The 22,632-nt window shown below is 61.9% G+C and carries 18 protein-coding genes; 10 read left to right on the top strand and 8 right to left on the bottom strand.

Translation table 11 applies throughout. The annotated features are described in order from the left end of the window. Positions 1 to 38: 38 nt before the first annotated feature. Together LOY50_RS09540 and LOY50_RS09535 are read left to right on the top strand one after the other, a co-directional pair. Positions 39 to 659: an HAD family phosphatase gene (locus LOY50_RS09540; RefSeq protein ID WP_214508919.1), complete on the top strand. Its 621-nt coding sequence runs from the start codon at positions 39 to 41 to the stop codon at positions 657 to 659. A 109-nt stretch (positions 660 to 768) separates the two neighbouring features. Continuing rightward, a complete protein-coding gene (locus LOY50_RS09535) occupies positions 769 to 1,032 on the top strand; it encodes a DUF4404 family protein (RefSeq protein ID WP_214508918.1) in 264 nt (87 codons plus the stop codon). Between the two features lie 186 nt (positions 1,033 to 1,218). Here LOY50_RS09535 and queF read toward each other — a convergent pair whose 3' ends face one another. Beyond that, positions 1,219 to 2,049: an NADPH-dependent 7-cyano-7-deazaguanine reductase QueF gene (queF, locus tag LOY50_RS09530; protein WP_013692631.1), complete on the bottom strand. Its 831-nt coding sequence runs from the start codon at positions 2,047 to 2,049 to the stop codon at positions 1,219 to 1,221. Between the two features lie 61 nt (positions 2,050 to 2,110). Continuing rightward, positions 2,111 to 2,656, bottom strand: a complete 546-nt coding sequence (locus tag LOY50_RS09525; RefSeq protein WP_253472968.1) for a plastocyanin/azurin family copper-binding protein — start codon at positions 2,654 to 2,656, stop codon at positions 2,111 to 2,113. A gap of 157 nt (positions 2,657 to 2,813) precedes the next feature. Here LOY50_RS09525 and LOY50_RS09520 point away from each other — a divergent pair, with 157 nt between their 5' ends. Continuing rightward, positions 2,814 to 3,494 carry a heavy metal response regulator transcription factor gene (locus LOY50_RS09520; protein ID WP_253472965.1) on the top strand — a complete coding sequence of 227 codons (681 nt, stop codon included), beginning with the start codon at positions 2,814 to 2,816 and terminating at the stop codon, positions 3,492 to 3,494. Continuing rightward, positions 3,491 to 4,840, top strand: coding sequence for a heavy metal sensor histidine kinase (locus tag LOY50_RS09515; RefSeq protein WP_253472962.1), 1,350 nt, complete (start codon positions 3,491 to 3,493; stop codon positions 4,838 to 4,840). The genes LOY50_RS09520 and LOY50_RS09515 overlap by 4 nt, the downstream gene beginning before the upstream one ends. Positions 4,841 to 5,028: 188 nt before the next feature. Here LOY50_RS09515 and LOY50_RS09510 read toward each other — a convergent pair whose 3' ends face one another. From LOY50_RS09510 to LOY50_RS09500, 3 genes are all read right to left on the bottom strand, one after another. After that, on the bottom strand, positions 5,029 to 6,273 hold the full coding sequence (locus LOY50_RS09510; RefSeq protein WP_253472958.1) for a lipoprotein-releasing ABC transporter permease subunit: 1,245 nt from the start codon (positions 6,271 to 6,273) through the stop codon (positions 5,029 to 5,031). Between the two features lie 63 nt (positions 6,274 to 6,336). Continuing rightward, on the bottom strand, positions 6,337 to 7,020 hold the full coding sequence (gene lolD, locus LOY50_RS09505) for a lipoprotein-releasing ABC transporter ATP-binding protein LolD (protein WP_162843734.1): 684 nt from the start codon (positions 7,018 to 7,020) through the stop codon (positions 6,337 to 6,339). 7 nt (positions 7,021 to 7,027) lie between these two features. Beyond that, positions 7,028 to 8,278: a lipoprotein-releasing ABC transporter permease subunit gene (locus tag LOY50_RS09500; RefSeq protein WP_003199675.1), complete on the bottom strand. Its 1,251-nt coding sequence runs from the start codon at positions 8,276 to 8,278 to the stop codon at positions 7,028 to 7,030. Between the two features lie 94 nt (positions 8,279 to 8,372). Between LOY50_RS09500 and LOY50_RS09495 the strand changes: the two genes are divergently transcribed. After that, positions 8,373 to 8,969, top strand: coding sequence for a PilZ domain-containing protein (locus tag LOY50_RS09495; RefSeq protein ID WP_253472955.1), 597 nt, complete (start codon positions 8,373 to 8,375; stop codon positions 8,967 to 8,969). After that, the gene (locus LOY50_RS09490; RefSeq protein WP_063322173.1) at positions 8,966 to 9,688 is read left to right on the top strand and encodes a glycerophosphodiester phosphodiesterase family protein; all 723 of its coding nucleotides are present in this window, start codon (positions 8,966 to 8,968) and stop codon (positions 9,686 to 9,688) included. Before LOY50_RS09495 ends, LOY50_RS09490 begins: the two co-directional genes overlap by 4 nt. 42 nt (positions 9,689 to 9,730) lie before the next feature. Here the strand turns inward: LOY50_RS09490 and sthA are convergent, their stop codons facing one another. Both sthA and LOY50_RS09480 read right to left on the bottom strand, forming a co-directional pair. Further along, positions 9,731 to 11,125: a Si-specific NAD(P)(+) transhydrogenase gene (gene sthA, locus LOY50_RS09485; RefSeq protein ID WP_003183399.1), complete on the bottom strand. Its 1,395-nt coding sequence runs from the start codon at positions 11,123 to 11,125 to the stop codon at positions 9,731 to 9,733. 211 nt (positions 11,126 to 11,336) lie between these two features. After that, positions 11,337 to 12,326: an FAD:protein FMN transferase gene (locus tag LOY50_RS09480; protein WP_258691217.1), complete on the bottom strand. Its 990-nt coding sequence runs from the start codon at positions 12,324 to 12,326 to the stop codon at positions 11,337 to 11,339. Positions 12,327 to 12,640: 314 nt separating this feature from the next. Between LOY50_RS09480 and LOY50_RS09475 the strand changes: the two genes are divergently transcribed. Beyond that, positions 12,641 to 13,939, top strand: a complete 1,299-nt coding sequence (locus tag LOY50_RS09475) for an MFS transporter (RefSeq protein WP_253472952.1) — start codon at positions 12,641 to 12,643, stop codon at positions 13,937 to 13,939. A 153-nt stretch (positions 13,940 to 14,092) separates the two neighbouring features. Here the strand turns inward: LOY50_RS09475 and LOY50_RS09470 are convergent, their stop codons facing one another. Continuing rightward, the gene (locus tag LOY50_RS09470) at positions 14,093 to 15,556 is read right to left on the bottom strand and encodes a glyceraldehyde-3-phosphate dehydrogenase (RefSeq protein ID WP_214508911.1); all 1,464 of its coding nucleotides are present in this window, start codon (positions 15,554 to 15,556) and stop codon (positions 14,093 to 14,095) included. Between the two features lie 168 nt (positions 15,557 to 15,724). On the opposite strand from LOY50_RS09470, the gene mfd reads away from it, so the two are divergent. The 3 genes from mfd to LOY50_RS09455 are packed head-to-tail and all read left to right on the top strand — an operon-like array spanning position 15,725 to position 22,456. Next, complete coding sequence (gene mfd, locus LOY50_RS09465) at positions 15,725 to 19,174, top strand: transcription-repair coupling factor (RefSeq protein WP_258690705.1); 3,450 nt, start codon at positions 15,725 to 15,727, stop codon at positions 19,172 to 19,174. Between the two features lie 10 nt (positions 19,175 to 19,184). Beyond that, on the top strand, positions 19,185 to 19,751 hold the full coding sequence (locus tag LOY50_RS09460; RefSeq protein ID WP_258690704.1) for a peptidoglycan binding protein CsiV: 567 nt from the start codon (positions 19,185 to 19,187) through the stop codon (positions 19,749 to 19,751). 11 nt (positions 19,752 to 19,762) lie between these two features. Continuing rightward, positions 19,763 to 22,456 (top strand): DEAD/DEAH box helicase, encoded by a 2,694-nt coding sequence (locus tag LOY50_RS09455; RefSeq protein WP_258690703.1) that lies wholly within the window; start codon positions 19,763 to 19,765, stop codon positions 22,454 to 22,456. Positions 22,457 to 22,632: the final 176 nt, after the last annotated feature.

Genomic DNA, 22,632 nt, shown 5'->3' with positions numbered 1-22,632 from the left:
AGGCCCTTTAGGCTGCAGGTTATTTCAAGGACGTTCCCATGCCCCGCGCCGAAGCCCTGCCCCTCCTCGCCCCCAGCCTGACCGCCGTACTGTTTGGCCTGAGCGGATGCCTGGTGGATTTCGGTGCACGCATCCGTCAACCAGGGGCAGCGCCAGTCGAGCATGCGCAGCCAACACCGGGCGCCCTGGAGAGCTTGCACCACCTGCAGCGCCAGGAAATTCCCTGCGCCTGGCTCGACGAACTGCCGCCTGCCGTCAGTCATGCCTTGGCGGCCTCATTGCCGACGTGGATCAAACCGCCGCAACTTCCAGCAACAAATAATCCTTGGCCAGCACCACATGCCTGCTGGCAGGCGCTGATGGCGCTGAACGTCCAGCAACTGGACGGTTGCGTGTTGGTCAGTGGCGAACCCCGGTTGTTGCAGTCAGGGCTCAACGCCGGTTTGTGGACCATCGGCCTGGCGTCCTGCGGCTCGCTGTGTGGCCTGGCGCCTGGCGAATGGCAGGCGCTGAGCCAACAGGAACGGGAAACCAAGCGCGCCAAGGCCACCGTGCAATTGTTCGGCCTGGGGGTGCATTCGGTGATCGATCACCTGGGCGAACTCGACACCTGTCTGGCGGACATCAGCCTGCGCCGACTCAAAGGCGAGAAGCCATGACCGGGATCATGCAGGGAGCGTGAGTGTGGATTACTCTTAAGGCAAGCCACGGACTTTTGACACACTGTCGCGGTCCATGGCTGTGCCTATCAATAAAGGGAGTACGCCAATGCCTGCCCGCGAATTGCAAGAACAGCTCAACAAACTGCGCGAGCAATTGGACCAGAATCCACCGCTTTCCGAAGTCGAGCGCGATGACCTGCACGCGCTGATGCAAAAGATCGAACTTGAGCTTGAGTTGGAAACCAAAGCACCGGACAACAACCTCGCCGACAATGTGAACCTGGCTGTCGAACGCTTCGAGGTGGAACACCCCACCCTTGCCGGGACCTTGCGCAACATCGTGCAAGCGTTGGGCAATATGGGGATCTGAACCCTTTAAATGCAAAAAGCCCTGCTGTCGCTAGCGGGGCTTTTTAGTTTCACAAAACTGAACCGCATTCCCTGTGGGAGCGAGCTTGCTCGCGATAGCGGTGTGTCAGCTGACATCAATGTCGAATGTACCGGACTCATCGCGAGCAAGCTCGCTCCCACAAGAGCTCACTTTCACAAGGAACGTTTATTGGCGGACCAGGCGGTGGTTGGGCAGTTGCACGTCTTCGGTGCTGCGATACGGGTTGATATCCAACCCGCCCCGACGCACATACCGCGCGTACACCGTCAGCTTTTCCGGCTTGAGCAAGCGCTGCAGGTCGAGAAAGATCCGCTCCACGCACTGCTCATGGAAATCCGAATGCTGGCGGAAGCTGACGATGTAGGCCAGCAGGCTGGCGGGGTCCAGGGCCGCGCCGCGATATTCCACCGCCACGCTGCCCCAGTCTGGCTGGCTGGTCACCGGGCAGTTGGACTTGAGCAAGTGGCTGTGCAGGCTTTGCTCGACGATGCGCGAAGCATCGCAACGCAGCAGCTCCGGGCGCGGGTGCGCGTAGGAGTCGACGCTGATGTCCAAATCGTCGATGCACGTACCGGGCAACGCCACGATGCCTTCACGCTCCACGTCCTTGAGGCTGCGGATCCGCACGCCCACTGCTTTGCCGGCAGCCGCCGACAGGTCCTGGCGCAGGGTCGCTTCCAGGCTCGCGGTATCGGCGAACGGGGTCTGGTTCAAGGAGTTGAGGTACAGCTTGAAGGATTTGGACTCGATGATATTCGGCGAATCCGCCGGGATCGCGAATTCACCGATGGCCACCACCGGCTTGCCGGACGGCAGCAGCCACGACAGCTCGAAGCAGTTCCAGAAATCCACGCCCTTGTACGGCAGGGTCTCGGCCGTCAGGCCCAGTTCCGCCCATTTCGCCGTGCGCGGGATCGGGAACAGCAGTGACGGCGTGTACGTGGCGATGTATTCGCTGGATTTGCCCAGCGGCGAATGTTCGGCTGCGGGATGCATGACGGAAACCTGACTGAAGAATCAGCCGATTCTATCAGCCTTTGCCGCAGCCTTTGAGTGCTTACTGACTGACTGTCAGGTCGCCCTTCATCCCGGCCTGGTAATGACCGGGGACATTGCAGGCAAATTCCAGCCGGGTAGCCTTGTCAAAAACCCAGGTCAGCTCGGCGGACTTGCCCGGCTCAACCAGCACGCTGTTAGCGTCGTCGTGGCGCATCATGCCGTCTTTACCACCGTGCTCCATCGAGGCCGGATTCATCGAGGCATGGTCCATTCCCGGTTTCATCCCGGTGGGTGTCAACATGCCGCTCTGTTGCATCTTGAGCATTTCCTGCTGGTGTTGGGCATGCATCGCGGCGTTACCGAGGTTGAATTCGTGCAACAACTGGCCTTTATTGATCAGTACAAACCGCACCGTCTCGCCTGCCTTGATATCCAGCGTGCCAGGATTGAACGACATGTCGCCCATCACCACCTCGATGGTGCGACTGGCCTTGGCCGCCGGTGCGGGCTGGCCGAAATCAAAGTGCGCACCGGGCGATGCCCACAACGAGCTACTCAATACCCACGCGGAGGCGGCCAGGATCAGACGGTTTACCATCAACATGTTCATACTCCGACAAGGTAAGGTTCAACTTGCCCAAGACTCTAGATCGGTGCGGCTGCCAATTGACTGACAGTTGCATTACAACTCTGTCAGGTTGTGCCACGAGCCCGGCCGCCGCGGTATAACGCCCACGTTCAAACCATGCCCTGAGCTGCCCATGAAACTGCTGATCGTCGAAGACCAAACCAAAACCGGCCAATACCTGCGCCAGGGCCTGGGTGAAGCCGGGTTCAATGCCGACCTGGTGGCCGATGGCATCACCGGCCAGCAACTGGCCTTGAGCGGTGAATACGCCCTGCTGATCCTCGACGTGATGTTGCCCGGCCGCGATGGCTGGCAGATCCTGCAAGCTGTCCGTGGCGCCGGGCTGGAGACACCGGTGCTGTTTCTCACCGCGCGGGATGCGATACAGGATCGCGTACACGGCCTGGAGCTGGGCGCCGATGATTACCTGGTCAAGCCCTTTGCCTTTTCCGAGTTGCTGGCGCGGGTACGCAGCCTGTTGCGTCGAGGCAGTTCGACGCAACAGGAAACCAGCCTGCAACTGGCCGACTTGCGCCTGGACCTGATCCGCCGTCGTGTCGAACGCGGCGGCCGGCGCATCGACCTCACCGCCAAGGAATTCGCCTTGCTGGAAATGCTCCTGCGCCGCCAGGGCGAAGTGCTACCCAAATCGCTGATCGCGTCCCAGGTCTGGGACATGAATTTCGACAGTGACACCAACGTCATCGAAGTCGCGATACGACGCCTGCGAATCAAGATTGACGACGACTTCCCCAGCAAACTGATCCATACCGTGCGGGGCATGGGTTATGTGCTTGAAGAGCGCAGCCTGTGAGGCGGTTGTCGCTGAGCAGCCGCCTGGCGCTGCTGTTCGCCGCCTGCACCGCCGTGGTGTCATTGTTCGCCGGGGTGTTGTTCAGCCGTGGCAGCGAGGCGCACTTCATCGAACTGGACCAGCAACTGCTCGAAGGCAAGTTGATCGGCCTGCGCCGGGCCCTGCAAGACCTCGACGCTGAGCAGACCCAGGCGCGCCTGGAAGATGAATTGAGCCGCCAGGCCGACCTGGCGCTGCGCATCAAGGGCAGCGATGGTGTGCGCTGGTACGACAGCTCGATCCGGATTCCAGCGCAATTGCCAGAGCGGCCCGGCCTGTCGACCCTCAGCGATGCCGACACTGATTACCGTGTATTGAATGCGCCGCTGTATCCCGATCGAGCCAATTCGCCGCAGCTGACCCTGCTGCTGGACATCACCCACCACCAGCACTTCCTGCAACGCATGCAGCGCCTGATCTGGCTGACCGTCGGCCTCTCGGCCCTGGCCACCGCCCTGCTGGGCGCCTGGGCCGCCCGGCGGGCCTTGCGCCCCTTGCGGCGCATGGGCGCCATTGCCGGCAGTGTCTCGGCCCGCTCACTCAACGCCCGACTGCCCGAAGAGCAAATGCCCGCCGAACTGGCGGAATTGGCCCACAGCATCAACGCCATGCTCGGACGCCTCGACGATGCGTTTCAGCGGCTTTCAGCGTTTTCTGCCGACATCGCCCATGAATTGCGCACACCGCTGTCGAACCTGCTGACCCACACCCAGGTCACCCTCACCCGCGAACGCCCCCTGGAGGATTACCGCGAGGCGTTGCACAGCAATCTCGAAGAACTGCAATGGATGGCGCAACTGGTCAACGACATGCTGTACCTGGCCAAGGCCGACCACGGCTTGCTGGCGCTCAATCGCGAACCGCTGCGATTGGCCGAAGAGGTGGACGTGCTGCTGGACTTCTTCGCGCCGCTGGCCGAAGACACCAACGTACGCCTGAGCCGCGAGGGCGATGGGCGCATCGAGGGTGACCGCAACATGTTGCGCCGGGCGCTCTCCAACCTGCTGGACAATGCGCTGCGCTTCACCCCCGCTGACGGCGAAGTGCGGGTGCGCATTGTCGATGCGTCTCAAAGGGTGAGCATAAGCGTGGAGAACAGCGGCGAGGGGATTGCAGCGGACTTGCTGCCGCGCCTGTTCGACCGCTTCTATCGCGCCGACCCGGCCCGCCAGGAGGGCAGCAGCGAACACGCGGGCCTCGGACTGGCCATCACCCGCTCGATCATCCGCGCCCATGGCGGGCAGATTCGCTGTGAATCGGCCGATGGCTGGACGCGGTTCCTGATCGAATTGCCGAAGGGGGATTGAGCCCGACGCAACCCCTGCGGCGAGGGAGCTTGCTCCCGCTGGGCTGCGTAGCAGCCCCAAAAGCGTTTGGCCTGGATCAGGATCAGGAGCGCTTCGCACTCCAGCGGGAGCAAGCTCCCTCGCCACAAAGGCAATCGTCACTTGCCAGTGGGCTTGCAGAGGCCCCGCAAACCCACTTTTGCAGTCTCTCAGGAATACCGCAACGCCTGCGCCGGTTCGATCTTCGCCGCACGCAACGCCGGGTACACCGTGGCGAGGAAGCTCAGGATAAACCCGGCCGAGCAGATCAGCACCACGTCGCCACGCTGCAGCTCCGACGGCAGGTTGCTGACGAAGTACACATCGGAACTGAAGATGTGCTGGCCACTGACCCGTTCCAGCCAGCCCACCAGCGCACTGACGTTCAGCGCCGCGACCACCCCCAGCACGCCGCCAATCAGCGTACCGACAACGCCGATCACCGTGCCCTGGACCATGAAAATCGCCATGATCTGCCGCGGGGTGGCGCCGATGGTGCGCAGGATCGCGATGTCCGCGCCTTTGTCGTTCACCACCATGATCAGGGTGGCGATGATGTTGAACGCCGCCACCGCGACGATCATCAGCAGCAGCAAGCCGATCATGGTTTTTTCCATTTTCATGGCACTGAACAGGCTGCCCTGGGTGTGGGTCCAGTCGTCGGCCTTGTAGGCCGCGCCAAGACCGGTAGCAATGTCACCGGAGACCTTCGGCGCTGCGTACAAGTCCTTCACCGCCAGACGCACGCTTTGCACCTGGTTCGGCTGCCAATGCTGCATCTGTGCGGCATCGGCCAGGTGGATCAGCGCCATGGAGCCGTCCAGCTCGGCGCCCACCTTGAACACACCCACCACATTCAGCCGCTGCATCCGTGGGGTGATGCCACCGGGGGCCGTGCTGACTTCCGGCACGATCAGGGTGATTTTGTCGCCAACGTTCAGGCGAAAACGTCGGGCGGTGATTTCGCCGATCACCACGCCAAACTCGCCCGGCTTCAACGCATCGAGACGCCCCTGGACGATATGCTGGGCGACGATGGACACCTTGCCTTCCTGGGCCGGGTCGACGCCGCTGATCTGGATCGGCTGCATCGAACCTTTATGGCTCAGCATCCCTTCCATCTCGGTAAACGGCACGGCAGCGGTCACTTCAGGGTTTTTCAGCGCCGCGGCGGCCACCGGCTGCCAATCGTCGATCGGATTGACACCGACGATAGTGGCGTGGGGCACCATGCCGAGGATGCGCGAGCTCATTTCGCGCTGGAAGCCGTTCATCACCGACAACACTACGATCATCGCCAGCACACCCAGGGCGAGGCCGATCATCGAGGTCATGGAAATGAACGAAACAAAGCGATTGCGGCGCTTGGCGCGGGTATAGCGCGTGCCGATAAAGATCGATAACGGTCTGAACATTCGCGGGGCACCGTATAAAAATAAAAGACCCGGCGTATGTAGCAAACGCCGGGTTTCGGTCGGTCAGATGGGCGTCAGGCAACCTTCCTGCAAGTGCAGGACGCGGTCCATCTGCCGGGCCAGGTTCATGTCGTGAGTCACCACCAGGAACGCGGTGCGCATCGACGTGCTGAGCTCCAGCATCAAATCCTGGATGCCTTGGGCGGTGTGGGAGTCGAGGTTGCCGGTCGGCTCGTCGAGCATCACCAGGCCAGGCTTGTTGACCAGGGCCCGGGCAATCGCCACGCGCTGGCGTTCACCACCGGACAATTCGGCCGGCTTGTGCTCCAGGCGATGCCCCAGCCCTACCCGCTCCAGCAACGCCGTGGCGCGCTGACGGGCCTCAGGAATCGCCGTGCGGCCAATCAACAGCGGCATGCAGACGTTTTCCAGCGCGGTGAACTCGGGCAGCAAATGGTGGAACTGGTAGACGAAGCCCAGGGAACGGTTGCGCAGCAGGCCGCGGGCCTTCTCGTTCAACGCCGAAAGCTCTTCGCCTGCCAGCCAGACACTGCCGGCGGTCGGCGTATCCAGGCCGCCCAGCAGGTTGAGCAAGGTACTTTTGCCCGACCCGGAGGTGCCGACAATCGCCACGCGCTCGCCAGGATGCAACTCCAGTTGCAGGCCCGACAACACCACCACCGACTCCGGACCTTCCTCGTAGGATTTGCCCAGGTTGCGGCAACTCAAGATTGCTTTTTCACTCATGCCCGACTCACTCATAACGTAACGCCTCCGCAGGCTGGGTGCGCGCGGCACGCCAGGCAGGATACAGGGTGGCGAGGAAACTCAGGACCAACGCGGCGCCGCAGACCATCAACACGTCATCGGCCTGCAATTGCGATGGCAGGTAGTCGATGAAGTACACGTCGGCGTTGAGGAACTTGTGCCCGATCAGGCCTTCGAGGGCGGCAATCGCGGCGCTGACGTTCAGCGCGGCGAACATCCCGACCAGGGCGCCGACGAACGTACCGATCACGCCAATGACCGTGCCCTGGACCATGAAGATCCGCATGATCTGCCCCGGCGTGGCGCCGAGGGTACGCAAGATGGCGATGTCGCCCTTCTTGTCGTTCACCACCATCACCAGCGTGGAGATGATGTTGAACGCCGCCACGGCAACGATCAGCAACAGCAGCAGACCGATCATGGCTTTTTCCATGCGGATCGCCTGGTACAGGTTGCCGTGGGTGCGGGTCCAGTCCCGGGCGTAGTAGCGGTCTTCGCCGAGTTGCTGGGCGATGGTCCACGCGACGCGCGGTGCCTGGAACAGGTCGTCGAACTTCAACCGCAGGCCCTGGACCTGATCCGGCTTCCAGCGGTGCAGGCGCGCCAGGTCCTGGAGGTTGGTGACGCCCAGGTAACCGTCCAGCTCGCCGGCGCCGACATGGAAAATGCCGACCACGGTAAAGCGTTTCATGCGCGGGAACATGCCGCCCGGGGTCACGGTGACCTCCGGGGCGACGAACGTCAGCTTGTCGCCAATGGCAACGCCGAGCTTGGCCGCGGCCTTGTCACCGATGACGATGCCGAAACTGCCTGGCGCCAGGTCATCGAGTTTTCCCTGTTGCATGAAGTTGTCGATGATCGACACCTGCCGCTCGAGCCCGGGGTCGATGCCATTGAGCAACACTTTGGACACCTTGCCGTCGTTGGTCAGCAGCCCCTGCATCTGGGTGAACGGCGCGACGGCCAGCACCTGCGGGTTCTGCTTGACCTTGGCGGCCAGGCTCGGCCAATCGCTGATGGCTTCGCCGGATTCGAGGGTCGCGTGGGGCACCATGCCCAGCACGCGGGTGCGCATCTCATGGTCGAAGCCGTTCATCACCGAGAGCACGACGATCATCACGACCACGCCAAGGGCCAGCCCGATGATGGACGTCAGGGAAATGAACGACACGAAATGATTGCGACGCTTTGCACGGGTATAACGCGTGCCGATAAATACGAAGAGAGGTCTGAACATGTCGGGGCTTGTTCGGAGGGAAAAGGAACGTCCTTGTGGCGGGGGTCACAAACCAGCTTTACACTCAGACCACCGCCGCTACCATGGGTTCGCCATGTCGACATTAGATGAAGAAGATCGCCGCGAATACTACCGTATCGAGGACACGATCGCACTGGAAATTCGGCCCCTGTCCATTCCTGAAGCTGCTGACCAGGAAGTGTTGCAGGATGCTTCTCCATTGTTCAATCTGCTCAGTGAATTGCACCTGAGCGAATTCGAATCACAGCACCTGCTGCGCCAGATCAGCGAGCGCGAACGCAGCATCGCGGCCTACCTCAAGGCAATGAACAAACGCATCGACCTGCTCAGCCAGGTCATTGCCCTGACGGTGCTCGGCGAAATCGGCGAACCGCAACCGGTGATCATTTCCGAAGGCGGCGTCGACTTCCAACACCCCACGCCGATCGCGGTCGGCACCCACTTGTCGATCAAGCTGGTGCTGATGCCGCAAGCCCTCGGCCTGTTGCTGCGGGCGCGGGTCACCCACTGCGACCCCAAGGGCGACGGCTACGACGTCGGCACCGAGTTCGAACGCCCGACCGACGCCCAGCGCCAGTTGCTGGCTCGCTACATCCTGCAGAAACAGGCGCAAGAGCGTCGCCTGGCCCGGGAACAGAACGACTCAGGTATCAATAAGGAAGAACCGTGACCCTCATTTATGGCCACCGCGGCGCCAAGGGCGAAGCGCCGGAAAACACCCTGACCGGTTTTCAGGAGTGCCTCAAGCACGGCGTACGCCGTTGCGAGCTGGACCTGCACCTTTCGATGGACGGCGAGTTGATGGTGATCCACGACCCGACCCTCAAGCGCACCACGGACCGGCGCGGCAAAGTGGTGGAGCATTCCGCCGCCGAGCTGGTGACCTACGATGCGCGCAAGGGTGGCCCGGGCTGGATCAAGCCGTGCCCGATCCCACGCCTGGAGGAGCTGTTCGAGAAGTGTGATTTCGAGCACTGGCAACTGGAGGTCAAGAGCGCCTCGCGCACCCGCGCCGCCGCCACGGTGCTGGGCATTCGCGAAATGGCCCAGCGTTTCGGGCTGCTGGACAAAATCACCATCACGTCCAGTTCCCGGGAAGTACTCAAGGCGGCCCTGGACCTGACCCCGGACATCTCCCGCGGACTGGTGGCCGAATACGCCTGGCTCGACCCGTTGAAGGTCGCCCAGAGTTACGGCTGCGAGATTCTGGCGCTGAACTGGACCCTGTGCACGCCGGAACGCCTGATCAAGGCGCAGCGCCAGGGGCTGCATGTGTCGGTATGGACCGTCAACGAGCCCGCGCTGATGCGCAGGCTCGCCGACTTTGGCGCTGACAGCCTGATTACAGACTTTCCCGGTTTGGCCACTGCCACCCTCGAGAATTGCTGAAATCGGTCTCCCCGGCCGGCTCAGGCCACCGGCCGGAGCCGCTCAAAAAAGCCGGTTGAGCCCGTCATAGGCCGCTACCCGATAGGCTTCGGCCATGGTCGGGTAGTTGAACGTGGTGTTGACGAAGTACTTCAACGTGTTCAATTCGCCCGGCTGGTTCATGATCGCCTGGCCGATGTGCACGATCTCCGACGCCTGGTAGCCGAAGCAGTGCACGCCCAGCACTTCCAGGGTCTCGCGGTGGAACAGGATCTTCAGCATGCCTTGCGGCTCGCCAGCGATCTGCGCCCGCGCCATGCTCTTGAAGAAGGCCTTGCCCACTTCATAAGGCACCTTGGCCTGGGTCAGCTCCTGCTCGTTCTTGCCGATCGAGCTGATCTCCGGAATGGTGTAGATCCCGGTCGGTACGTCGTTGACGAAGCGCCAGCTGCCGTTGTCGACAATGCTGCCAGCGGCCGAGCGGCCCTGGTCGTGGGCGGCACTGGCCAGGCTCGGCCAGCCGATCACGTCACCGGCACCGTAGATGTTCGGCACGCAGGTACGGTAGTTCTCGTCGACTTCGATCTGGCCGCGGCTGTTGACCTTCACGCCAATGTTTTCCAGGCCCAGGGTGTCGGTGTTGCCGGTACGACCGTTACACCAGAGCAAGGCGTCGGCCTTGATCTTCTTGCCGGACTTGAGGTGCAGGATCACGCCATTGTCGACGCCTTCGACGCGGTCGTAGTCTTCATTGTGGCGCACGGTGATGTTGTTGTTGCTGAAGTGATAGCTCAGGGCCTGGGAGATTTCCGAGTCCAGGAAGCTCAGCAACTGGCCGCGGTTGTCCACCAGTTCCACCAACACACCCAGGCCGCTGAAGATCGAGGCGTATTCGCAACCGATCACGCCAGCGCCGTAGACGATGAGCTTGCGCGGGGTGTGACCCAGGCTCAGGATGGTGTCGCTATCGTAGATACGCGCATGGTTGAAATCGATGTCGGCCGGACGATACGGGCGCGAACCGGTGGCAATGATGATGTGCTTGGCCACCAGTTTCTCGACCACGCCATTGCCGCAGACCACTTCGACCGTCTGCTCGTCGGCAAAGCTGCCGGTGCCGAAGAACACGTCCACGCGGTTGCGGGCGTAGTAACCGGTGCGCGAGGCCACCTGCTTGGAGATCACCTTCTCGGCGCTCTTGAGCACGTCCGGGAAGGAGAACCAGCGCGGTTCGCCGATGGCACGGAACATCGGGTTGGTGTTGAACTGCATGATCTGCCGGACCGAGTGACGCAAGGCCTTGGACGGGATGGTACCCAAGTGGGTGCAGTTGCCGCCGACCTGCCGACGGCTGTCGACCATCGCCACCTTGCGCCCTGCCTTGGCCGCGTTCATTGCCGCGCCTTCCCCCGCCGGGCCGGAACCCAGTACCACCACGTCGTAGTTGTAGACAGCCATGCATACTCCTCAGAACAGGCCGCTGTGCCTCACTTGGCACCGACGGCTAAATCATGCCGGCCTGCGGCATGAAGGAACAATTTGGGGCCGGTTCACGAGCCCGGCCACAGTCTATAGAAGCGTCAACGCCGCGCACATTACCCCTTGGTCGCGTCGTAGGCTAGTTTTGCCTGCGCTATTTCGCCACAGGTCGCCTTTCATGACGCTGTCATCATTGGGCTTTTCCGCTGCTTATGCGCTCAAACGCATCGTTGGTACGTGTAACAAAGCCATTGCCATCGCGCAGCACAAAAAATACCCCAATGCCGTGCTTTTCGGCATAGTCCCAACCCCGTTCAGGACCAAGAATCAGCAACAGCGTCGATAGTCCATCGGCCATCAACGCCGAAGGATGAATCACCGTGACTGACGCCAGGTTATGTAGGACTGGTGTACCGGTGCGTGCGTCAAAAGTGTGGGAATAACGCCTACCACCCTGTTCGAAATATTTACGGTAGTCGCCCGAGGTGGAAACCCCGTAGCCATTGACCTCGATGACACGTTCGGCCACTTGCCGGTCGTCCCGGGGCTCTTCCAGGGCGATACGCCAGGCCGAACCATCGGGCTTGCGCCCCAAGGCCTTGAGTTCGCCGGTGGCTTCGGCCAGGTAACTGTCGATCCCCAGGGCCTGGAGCCTGGCGGCGATGCGGTCGACGGCATAGCCTGCGGCGACACTGTTGAAGTCGACTTCCACCGCAGTGTCCTTGCACAACCGGTCGCCCTCGATGCGCAAATGACCATGACCGACGCGCTGGCGCGCCAAGGTCAAGGCTTCGGCGGTCGGTACTTTTTCTTCGCGAGACTGGGGACCGAAGCCCCACAGGTTCAGCAGCGGTTCCACCGTCAGGTCGAAGGAGCCGTCGCTTTGAACCGACAACTGCTCACCTACGCGGATCAACTCCAGGACCGGACCGGGCATGACCTGACAGCTATTGGCCGGCAGCGCGTTGAAACGCTCGATGTCCGAGTCGCTGCGATAGGTCGAGAGTTGCCGATCCACTTCGGCGAGGATGCTTTCCACCTCGGCCTGCACCGTTTTCGCAGTGGGCCCGGCGGAAAGCCTGACGTACTGAATCGAATAATGACTGCCCATGGTCGGGCCGTCGAAGCGCTCCAGGGTGTCGCCGTTGCCGCAACCCGACAACACGCCGGCCAGCACCACAAGCCCAATCCATCGTCCAGTTAACAAATCTTCATCTCCCCTCAAAACCGCGCCCGCCATTATGAACTCCGGCGCGCGCAAAAAACCCTGTGGGAGCCAATGGAGCCCTGTGGGAGCAAAGCTTGCTCGCGATGAACGATGACGCGGTCTTGCAGCTAAACCGTATCGCCTGCATCGCGAGCAAGCTTTGCTTCCACAGGTTCCAAGGCTCCAAGGCTCCAAGGTTCCAAGGTTCCAAGGTTCCAAGGTTCCTGCAAGGCTCCCACAGGGGTGCAGCGCTTCCATACAAGATTTGCCAGAGTGAGTACCTACACATGTCTTCCCAAACGAGCAACGGCAAGGCGATTTTTCGCGTTGTCAGCGGCAACTTCCTGGAGATGTTCGACTTCATGGTCTATGGCTTCTACGCCACGGCCATCGCCAAGACGTTCTTCCCCGCCGACAGTGCGTTCGCCTCGCTGATGTTGTCCCTGGCCACGTTTGGTGCCGGGTTCCTGATGCGTCCCCTCGGTGCGATTTTTCTCGGTGCCTACATCGACCGCCACGGCCGTCGCAAAGGCTTGATCATCACCCTGGCGCTGATGGCCACGGGCACCATACTGATCGCCTGCGTGCCGGGCTACGCTGCCCTCGGCGTGGCGGCCCCGTTGCTGGTGCTGCTGGGCCGATTGCTGCAAGGCTTCTCCGCCGGCGTGGAACTCGGTGGCGTGTCGGTTTACCTGGCGGAAATCTCCACACCGGGGCGCAAGGGCTTCTTTGTCAGTTGGCAATCCGCCAGTCAACAGGCTGCCGTGGTGTTCGCCGGCCTGCTGGGGGTTGGCCTCAATCACTGGCTGAGCCCCCAGGAAATGGGCGAATGGGGCTGGCGCGTACCGTTCCTGGTGGGGTGCATGATTGTCCCGGCCATATTCGTGATCCGTCGTTCGCTGGAAGAAACACCTGAGTTCCAAGCGAGAAAACATCGTCCCAGCCTGTCGGATATTGTCCGCTCCATTGGTCAGAACTTCGGCATTGTCTTGGCCGGCATGGCGCTGGTGGTGATGACCACGGTGTCGTTCTACCTGATCACCGCCTACACACCGACCTTCGGCAAGGCCGAGTTGAACCTGTCGGACCTGGATGCGCTGCTGGTCACGGTGTGCATCGGCTTGTCGAATTTCTTCTGGCTGCCCGTGATGGGGGCGTTTTCCGACAAGATCGGACGTAAACCCCTGCTGCTCGGTGCGACTGTCCTGGCGATCCTCACCGCCTATCCGGCGCTGTCCTGGTTGGTGGCGAACCCCAGTTTCAGCCATTTGCTGATCGTCGAGCTGTGGTTGTCGTTCCTGTATGGATCGTACAACGGTGCAATGGTCGTGGCCTTGACGGAAATCATGCCGGTCGAGGTGCGCACCACCGGTTTCTCCCTGGCCTACAGCCTGGCGACAGCGACGTTCGGCGGGTTTACCCCGGCGGCTTGTACCTATCTGATTCATGTACTGGATAACAAGGCCGCGCCGGGGATATGGCTCAGTGGCGCGGCGGTGCTGGGGTTGATTGCGACCCTGGTGCTGTTCAAGGGCAATCGGCATGCACTGCGGACGGCGCAGGCCTCGGTGGTCGGCGGCGCCTGACACATCGCTATCGCGAGCAAGCTCGCTCCCACAGGTGACCGTGTACATCCTGTGGGAGCGAGCTTGCTCGCGATGAGGCCAGCCCAGGCACCACAAATCCCAGACAAAAAAAACGCCCCGACAAGTCGGGGCGTTTTCACAAGCAGCTAAGGCTTAGCGCGGGAACGCTGGCGGGTTTACACCGGCCATGTCTTCCATCACGCGAACCACCTGGCAGCTGTAACCGAACTCGTTGTCGTACCAAACGTACAGAACAACGCGGCTGTCTTGGCTGATGGTAGCTTCAGCATCCACGACACCGGCGTGGCGCGAGCCGACGAAGTCGGTGGACACCACTTCCTGGGAATTGACGAAGTCGATCTGCTTGTGCAGGTCGGAGTGCAGCGCCATGTAGCGCAGGTACTCGTTCATCTCTTCACGGGTGGCGGCTTTCTCAAGGTTCAGGTTGAGAATGGCCATCGACACGTTCGGCGTCGGCACACGGATCGCGTTGCCGGTCAGCTTGCCGGCCAGTTCAGGCAGGGCCTTGGCGGCGGCGGTGGCGGCACCGGTCTCGGTGAGGACCATGTTCAGCGCGGCGCTGCGGCCACGGCGATCGCCCTTGTGGAAGTTGTCGATCAGGTTCTGGTCGTTGGTGTACGAGTGAACCGTTTCAACGTGACCGTTGACGATGCCGAACTTGTCGTTCACCGCCTTGAGCACCGGCACGATGGCGTTGGTGGTGCAAGAAGCAGCGGAGACGATCTTGTCGTCAGCGGTGATTTCGCCGTGGTTGATGCCGTGAACGATGTTCTTCAGCTTGCCCTTGCCAGGCGCTGTCAGCACGACGCGGTCGATGCCCGGGCAGGCCAGGTGCTGGCCCAGGCCCTCGGCATCACGCCATACGCCGGTGTTGTCCACCAGCAGTGCGTCCTTGATGCCGTACTGGGTGTAGTCCACCTCGGCCGGGTTCTTCGCGTAGATCACCTGGATCAGGTTGCCGTTGGCGAGGATGGTGTTGTTTTCTTCATCGATGATGATGGTGCCGTTGAACGAACCATGGACCGAATCACGACGCAACAGGCTGGCGCGCTTGGTCAGGTCGTTATCGGCACCTTTGCGCACCACGATGGCCCGCAGGCGCAGGCCGTCGCCGCCACCGGTTTTTTCGATCAGGATGCGCGCCAGCAGACGGCCGATACGACCGAAGCCGTACAGGACCACGTCAGTGCCTTTGCGAGGCGAAGCGTTCTGCTGGCCAACCACATCGGCCATCTCTTCACGAACGAACTGCTCGGCGCTACGGCCATTGCCTTCGCTGCGGAATTTGAACGCCAACTTGCCCAGATCCACCGAAGCCGCGCCGAGCTTGAGCTCGCTCATGGCTTTAAGCAGGGGGAATGTTTCGTGGACGGAGAGTTCGCTGTCGTCGGAAGAACGGTGGCGAGCAAAGCGATGGGCTTTGAGGATCGCGATGACAGACTGGTTGATCAGGCTGCGGCCATAGATCGAGCTCACCACGTTGTTATTGCGGTAGAGCTGACCGATGAGAGGGATCATCGCTTCTGCGAGAGCTTCACGATCAATCCATTCACCAAGACACTGGTCGGGCTTCTGAGTCACGGTAACCTTCCACATGTAGGGGCTGAAAAAAGGGGCTACATTATGCCGCCGAGTCATCGGCGGAGCAATGCGCGCCTGTCGCACCGTGGTTTTCCTGTCTGCCCGGGTAGTCTGCGACTGACAGCAGCCCTCTTCCCCCGCTACAATTGTCGACTTTGTCGCAATGCTGGAGCTCAATCTTCCGTGCCCGTTCTGCGTCTTCCGCTTCTCCCTGCCGCGGCAGGTAAACAGCACTGGGGCAACCTGCCCGGTGCCGCCCTGAGCCTGGCCATCGCCGAGGCTGCCAGCGCTGCAAAGCGTTTCACCCTGCTGCTGACCGCCGACAGCCAAGCCGCCGAGCGGCTGGAACAGGAGCTGAGTTTCTTCGCTCCGGATTTGCCAGTCCTGCATTTTCCGGACTGGGAAACCCTGCCCTACGATCTGTTTTCGCCGCACCAGGACATCATTTCCCAGCGAATCGCCAGCCTTTATCGGCTGCCGGAACTCAGTCATGGCGTTTTGGTAGTGCCGATCACCACGGCCCTACATCGCCTGGCGCCGACCCAATTCCTGCTTGGCAGCAGCCTGGTGCTGGACATCGGCCAGAAGCTCGATGTCGAGCAAATGCGCACTCGCCTTGAGGCCAGTGGCTATCGCTGCGTCGACACGGTGTACGAGCACGGCGAGTTCGCGGTACGCGGCGCCTTAATCGACCTGTTCCCGATGGGTAGCAAACTGCCTTATCGCATCGACCTGTTCGATGACGAAATCGAGACCCTGCGCACCTTCGACCCGGAAAACCAGCGGTCCATCGATAAAGTGCAGTCGATCCGCCTGTTGCCGGCCAAGGAGTTCCCGCTGCAGAAAGACGCTGTGACCCGCTTCAAGGCCCGCTTTCGCGAGCGCTTCGATGTGGATTTCCGGCGCTGCCCGATCTTCCAGGACCTGAGCAGCGGGATCACGCCCGCCGGCATCGAGTATTACCTGCCGCTGTTTTTCGAAGAAACCTCCACCCTGTTCGATTACCTGCCCCAGGACACCCAGGTGTTTTCCCTGCCGGGCATCGAACAGGCCGCGGAAAACTTCTGGAACGACGTGCGCAACCGCTACGAAGAACGTCGCGTCGATCCTTCCCGGCCTCTATTACCGCCGGCCGAGCTGTTCCTACCGGTGGAAGACTGTTTTGCCCGCCTCAAGAGCTGGCCACGGGTGGTGGCGAGCCAGCAGGACGTGGAAACCGGCGTCGGCCGTGAACGTTTCCCGGCCAAGGCGTTGCCGGACCTGGCCATCGAAGCCAAGGCCACGCAACCCCTGGCGGCGCTGGCCGGCTTTCTCGATGCATTCCCCGGCCGCGTGTTGTTCACCGCCGAATCCGCGGGTCGTCGCGAAGTGCTGCTGGAGCTGCTTGAGCGCCTGAAGCTGCGACCGAAAACGGTGGACAGCTGGCCGGACTTCGTCGCCGGCAAGGATCGCCTGGCGATTACCATCGCGCCGCTGAACGACGGCCTGGTCCTGGATGACCCAGCCTTGGCACTGGTGGCCGAAAGTCCTTTGTTCGGCCAGCGCGTCATGCAGCGCCGCCGTCGCGAGAAACGCGCCGACGCCGCCAACGACGCCGTCATCAAGAACCTCACCGAGCTGCGCGAAGGCGCGCCCGTGGTGCACATCGACCACGGCGTGGGCCGCTACCTGGGCCTGGCGACACTGGAAATCGACAGCCAGGCCGCCGAGTTCCTGACCCTTGAATACGCCGAGGGTGCCAAGCTCTACGTGCCGGTGGCGAACCTGCACCTGATCGCCCGCTACACCGGCAGCGACGACGCCCTGGCCCCACTGCATCGCCTGGGCTCGGAAACCTGGCAGAAAGCCAAGCGCAAGGCGGCCGAACAGGTACGCGACGTGGCCGCCGAGCTGCTGGACATCTATGCCCGGCGCGCGGCCCGCGAGGGCTATGCCTTCGCCGATCCGAAAGCCGACTACGAAACCTTCAGCGCCGGTTTCCCGTTCGAAGAAACCGTCGACCAGCAGACCACCATCGAAGCCGTGCGCGCCGACATGCTCGCGCCCAAACCGATGGACCGGCTGGTGTGTGGCGATGTGGGCTTCGGCAAGACCGAAGTGGCGATGCGCGCCGCGTTCATTGCCGTGCACGGTGGCAAGCAGGTGGCGATCCTGGTGCCGACCACCCTGCTCGCCCAGCAGCACTACAACAGTTTCCGCGACCGCTTTGCCGACTGGCCGGTGACCGTGGAAGTGATGAGCCGTTTCAAATCCACCAAGGAAGTGAACGCCGCCGTGGCCGACCTGGCCGAGGGCAAGATCGACATCGTCATCGGCACGCACAAGCTGCTGCAGGACGACGTGAAGATCAAGAACCTGGGGCTGGTGATCATCGACGAAGAGCACCGCTTTGGCGTACGCCAGAAAGAACAGCTCAAGGCCCTGCGCAGCGAAGTCGACATCCTGACCCTGACCGCCACGCCGATCCCGCGCACGCTGAACATGGCGGTGTCGGGCATGCGCGATCTGTCGATCATCGCCACGCCGCCGGCCCGGCGCCTGTCGGTGCGCACCTTTGTCATGGAGCAGAACAAAAGCACGGTCAAGGAAGCCTTGCTGCGTGAGTTGCTGCGTGGCGGCCAGGTCTATTACCTGCACAACGACGTGAAGACCATCGAGAAATGCGCCGCCGACCTCGCCGAACTGGTGCCAGAAGCGCGGATCGGCATCGGCCACGGGCAAATGCGCGAGCGTGAACTCGAACAGGTGATGAGCGACTTCTACCACAAGCGCTTCAACGTGCTGATCGCCTCGACCATCATCGAGACCGGCATCGACGTGCCGAGCGCCAACACCATCATCATCGAGCGCGCCGACAAATTCGGCCTGGCCCAGCTGCACCAGTTGCGCGGCCGAGTCGGTCGTAGCCACCACCAGGCCTATGCCTACCTGTTGACGCCACCGCGCCAGCAGATCACCCCGGATGCGGAAAAGCGCCTGGAAGCCATCGCCAATACCCAGGACCTGGGCGCCGGCTTCGTGCTGGCCACCAACGACCTGGAAATCCGCGGTGCCGGCGAATTGCTCGGCGACGGCCAGAGCGGCCAGATCCAGGCCGTCGGCTTCACCCTGTACATGGAAATGCTCGAACGCGCGGTCAAGTCGATCCGCAAGGGCGAACAGCCGAACCTCGACCAACCCCTGGGCGGCGGGCCGGAAATCAACCTGCGGGTGCCGGCGTTGATCCCGGAAGACTACCTGCCGGACGTTCACGCACGGCTGATCCTCTACAAACGCATCGCCTCGGCCAGCGACGAGGAAGGCCTCAAGGACCTGCAAGTGGAGATGATCGACCGCTTCGGCCTGCTGCCGGAACCGACCAAGAACCTGGTGCGTACCACGCTGCTCAAGCTCAAGGCCGAACAACTGGGCATCAAGAAAGTCGACGGCGGCCCCAACGGCGGCCGGATCGAGTTCGAGGCCCAGACGCCGGTCGATCCACTGGTGCTGATCAAGTTGATCCAGGGCCAACCCAAACGCTACAAGTTCGAAGGTGCCACGATGTTCAAATTCATGGTGCCCATGGAGCGCGCGGAAGAGCGCTTCAATACCGTAGAAGCGCTGTTCGAGCGCCTCACTCCGACCACTGTTTGAAGGACGCCACATGCGCCTGTTTCGCTCACTGACCTTGTTGTTGACCCTGGTCGCTCCCCTGGCGCTTGCCGACGACCTGTATCAGGTTGAAATGATCCTGGTGCGCCAGAATGCCGAGCCGGCGATTGTCAGCCGCGCCGCACCGGAAGACTGGGACGCCGGCGCGCAACGCCTGGGCGCGTATAGCCAGCGCACGCCGGCCATGGGCAACATCGTCGAGAAACTCACCGCCAGCGGCCAATACACGGTATTGATGCACAAGGCCTGGCAGCAGACCCTCGGTGAACAGGGGCGCAAAATTGCCATCAGCGACGGTGCCGAACAGTTCGGGCAATTCCCCATCGAGGGCACCCTGGAACTGAAGCTGGGCCGTTTCACCGACGTGGATGCCGATTTCTGGATCAACCAGATCAACGCCAATGGCCTGGTCACCTCCAGCGAGCGCCTCAAGCAGCAGAGCCATACCAAGAATGGCCAACTGAACTTCCTCGACAACGGGCATCTTGGCCTGCTGATCAAGATCACCTCGTTGACCGCGCCCGCGCCACGGCAGGCACCTGAAGTCATTCCGGACTGATTGGCGCACCTATGCCCTCGCCCCTGAGCAAACCCCTGGCACCTTCCTGGGTCAATCGATTCAAGGAACAGAGCCTGGAGCGCGGGCGCCGTTATGCGCTGGAAAACCGCGTCAGGATTGTCGAAGCCGGCGACAGCACCATCACCGCCAGTTGCGAAGGCTCTGGCGGTAACGTCTACCGTCAGACCATTCGCCTTAAAGAGTCAGCCAAGGGCACGCTGATTCTGCTCGAAGCCGCGTGCTCCTGCCCGGTGCGCATCAACTGCAAGCACTGCGCGGCGGTGTTGCTGCAAGTCCAGGAAACCCTGGCCTACCCGGCCGCCGAAAAAGACGCGCAGTTGCTGGAGAAACTCCAGGCCGTGCTGGACAACCGCAGCCCCAAGGCCCCGCCACAAGTGCTGGTGGACAACGTGCAACCGGTGCCGCGCCTGTGGCTGGCCAGTATCGAGTTCAGCGCCTTCGAGCCGCGCAACGGCAAGATGCAGCGCTACATCCAACACCGCGCCGCACTGTCGTTCAGTTACCTGGACGAATACGTCAGCGGCCAGCGCAACACCGACGTGCTGATTCGCCAGGAAACCCAGACTCTGCGGATAAAACGCCACACCGACGTGGAACAGTCCTACCGCGAACAGCTGCGAATCCTCGGCTTCAAGGTCGCGACCCGACAAAGCAAGGCCCTGCCGGAAAGCGCTGGCGAACTGTACGAGATGGTCAACGACAGTGCCTGGCTGACCTTCACCCTCAATGACCTGCCGAAACTGCGCACCCAGGGCTGGGAACTGCAGATCGACGAGGACTTCGGCTTCGACCTGACGGCTGTGGACGAGTGGTACGCCACCGTCGAGGAAACGCCGGAGCGGGACTGGTTCGACCTCGAACTGGGGATCATCGTCAACGGCGAACGCCTGAGCCTGCTGCCGATCCTGCTGAACCTGATGCGCTCGCACATCGAATTGTTCAACCCGGAACGCCTGGCCCGGCGTCGGGATGACGAACTCATTCTGGTCAACCTGCCCAACCGCCCGAACTCGGAGTTCGGCCCGCAACAGGTGGCCCTGCCCTATGGCCGGCTGAAACCGGTGCTGGCGACCCTGGGCGAGTTTTACCTGCAAGAGCCCGGCACCACCAAACTGCGCCTCAACAGCGCGGACGCCCTGCGCCTGAACCCGCTGCAGGACATGCCGCTGACCTGGGAAGGTGGCGAACACATTCGCGGCCTGGCGCAACGCCTACGGGACATCAAGGATTACACCGCCCTCGCGCCCGAGGGCCTGAACGCAACGCTGCGACCTTATCAACTCGAAGGCTTGAGCTGGATGCAATCGCTCAGGCAATTGGAAGTCGGCGGCATTCTCGCGGACGACATGGGCCTGGGCAAAACCCTACAGACCCTGGCGCACATTCTCAGCGAAAAACACGCCGGACGCCTGGACCGGCCGTGCATGGTCGTCATGCCGACCAGCCTGATCCCCAACTGGCTCGACGAGGCGGCTCACTTCACGCCGCAGCTCAAGGTATTGGCGCTTTACGGCGCCGGGCGCAAGAAATATTTCGACCGACTGGCCGATTACGACCTGGTCCTCACCACCTATGCCCTGCTGCCCAAGGATGTCGAGCGCCTGGCCACGCAGCCGCTGCACGTGCTGATCCTCGATGAAGCCCAGTACATCAAGAACCCCACCAGCAAAGCCGCCCAGGCCGCCCGCGAGCTCAACGCCCGCCAGCGGCTGTGCCTGTCCGGCACGCCGCTGGAAAATCACCTGGGCGAATTGTGGTCGCTGTTTCACTTCCTGCTGCCGGGGTGGCTTGGGGACGTCAAGAGTTTCAACCGCGATTACCGTGTACCGATAGAAAAACGCGGCAGCGATGTACGACTGCAGCACCTCAACGGTCGGATAAAACCTTTCCTGCTGCGCAGGACCAAGGAGCAAGTGGCGACGGAGTTGCCGCCCAAGACCGAGATCATCCATTGGGTCGAACTCAGCGACGCCCAGCGGGACGTCTACGAGACCATGCGCCTGGCAATGGACAAGAAGGTCCGCGACGAGATCACCCGCAAAGGCGTGGCCCGCAGCCAGATCATCATTCTCGAAGCCCTGCTCAAGCTGCGCCAGGTGTGTTGCGACCTGCGCCTGATCAACGACGCTACCCTGCCCGCCCGAGGCAGCACCTCGGGCAAGCTCGACAGCCTGATGGAAATGCTCGAAGAGCTGTTTGAAGAAGGTCGCCGGGTGCTGTTGTTTTCCCAATTCACGTCCATGCTGGCGCTGATTGAAGATGAGCTGAAGAAACGCGGCGTCGATTACGCCCTCCTGACCGGCCAGACCCGCGACCGACGCACGCCCGTCAAGGAGTTCCAGAGCGGCAAGCGTCAGATCTTCCTGATCAGCCTCAAGGCTGGTGGCGTAGGCCTGAACCTGACCGAGGCCGACACCGTGATTCACTACGACCCATGGTGGAACCCGGCCACCGAAAACCAGGCGACCGACCGCGCCTACCGCATCGGCCAGGAAAAACCGGTATTCGTCTACAAGCTGATTGCCCGAGGCACGGTGGAAGAGAAGATCCAGCTACTGCAAAAGGAAAAATCCGACCTCGCCGCCGGCGTGCTGGACGGACGCGTGGCTGGAGACTGGAAACTGCAGAGCGACGATATCGAAGCATTGTTCGCGCCGCTGCCTGACAAGCTGGAAAAACGCTGACACCCCTCAATTCCTGTGGGAGCCAAGCTTGCTCGCGATAGCGGTGGTTCAGTTGGCGCGGATGTCGACTGTGCCGCCGTCATCGAGAGCAAGCTCGGCTCCCACAGGTGACCGAGTCACTTGATGTGCGCGGACAATATGTGGGAGCGAGCCTGCTCGCGATGACTGACTATCAG

The sequence above is a fragment of the Pseudomonas sp. B21-010 genome (assembly GCF_024749325.1).
Classification (GTDB): domain Bacteria; phylum Pseudomonadota; class Gammaproteobacteria; order Pseudomonadales; family Pseudomonadaceae; genus Aquipseudomonas; species Aquipseudomonas kilonensis.
Note: the sequence above shows the minus strand (reverse complement) of the source record. Positions and strands in the feature narration are given on the sequence as shown.

Coding starts and splice junctions, on each gene's coding strand:
- LOY50_RS09540 (WP_214508919.1), top strand. CDS start 39: ATGCCCCGCGCCGAAGCCCTGCCCCTCCTCGCCCCCAGCCTGACCGCC.
- LOY50_RS09535 (WP_214508918.1), top strand. CDS start 769: ATGCCTGCCCGCGAATTGCAAGAACAGCTCAACAAACTGCGCGAGCAA.
- queF (WP_013692631.1), bottom strand. CDS start 2,049: ATGCATCCCGCAGCCGAACATTCGCCGCTGGGCAAATCCAGCGAATAC.
- LOY50_RS09525 (WP_253472968.1), bottom strand. CDS start 2,656: ATGTTGATGGTAAACCGTCTGATCCTGGCCGCCTCCGCGTGGGTATTG.
- LOY50_RS09520 (WP_253472965.1), top strand. CDS start 2,814: ATGAAACTGCTGATCGTCGAAGACCAAACCAAAACCGGCCAATACCTG.
- LOY50_RS09510 (WP_253472958.1), bottom strand. CDS start 6,273: ATGTTCAGACCGTTATCGATCTTTATCGGCACGCGCTATACCCGCGCC.
- lolD (WP_162843734.1), bottom strand. CDS start 7,020: ATGAGTGAAAAAGCAATCTTGAGTTGCCGCAACCTGGGCAAATCCTAC.
- LOY50_RS09500 (WP_003199675.1), bottom strand. CDS start 8,278: ATGTTCAGACCTCTCTTCGTATTTATCGGCACGCGTTATACCCGTGCA.
- LOY50_RS09495 (WP_253472955.1), top strand. CDS start 8,373: ATGTCGACATTAGATGAAGAAGATCGCCGCGAATACTACCGTATCGAG.
- sthA (WP_003183399.1), bottom strand. CDS start 11,125: ATGGCTGTCTACAACTACGACGTGGTGGTACTGGGTTCCGGCCCGGCG.
- LOY50_RS09475 (WP_253472952.1), top strand. CDS start 12,641: ATGTCTTCCCAAACGAGCAACGGCAAGGCGATTTTTCGCGTTGTCAGC.
- LOY50_RS09470 (WP_214508911.1), bottom strand. CDS start 15,556: ATGTGGAAGGTTACCGTGACTCAGAAGCCCGACCAGTGTCTTGGTGAA.
- LOY50_RS09460 (WP_258690704.1), top strand. CDS start 19,185: ATGCGCCTGTTTCGCTCACTGACCTTGTTGTTGACCCTGGTCGCTCCC.
- LOY50_RS09455 (WP_258690703.1), top strand. CDS start 19,763: ATGCCCTCGCCCCTGAGCAAACCCCTGGCACCTTCCTGGGTCAATCGA.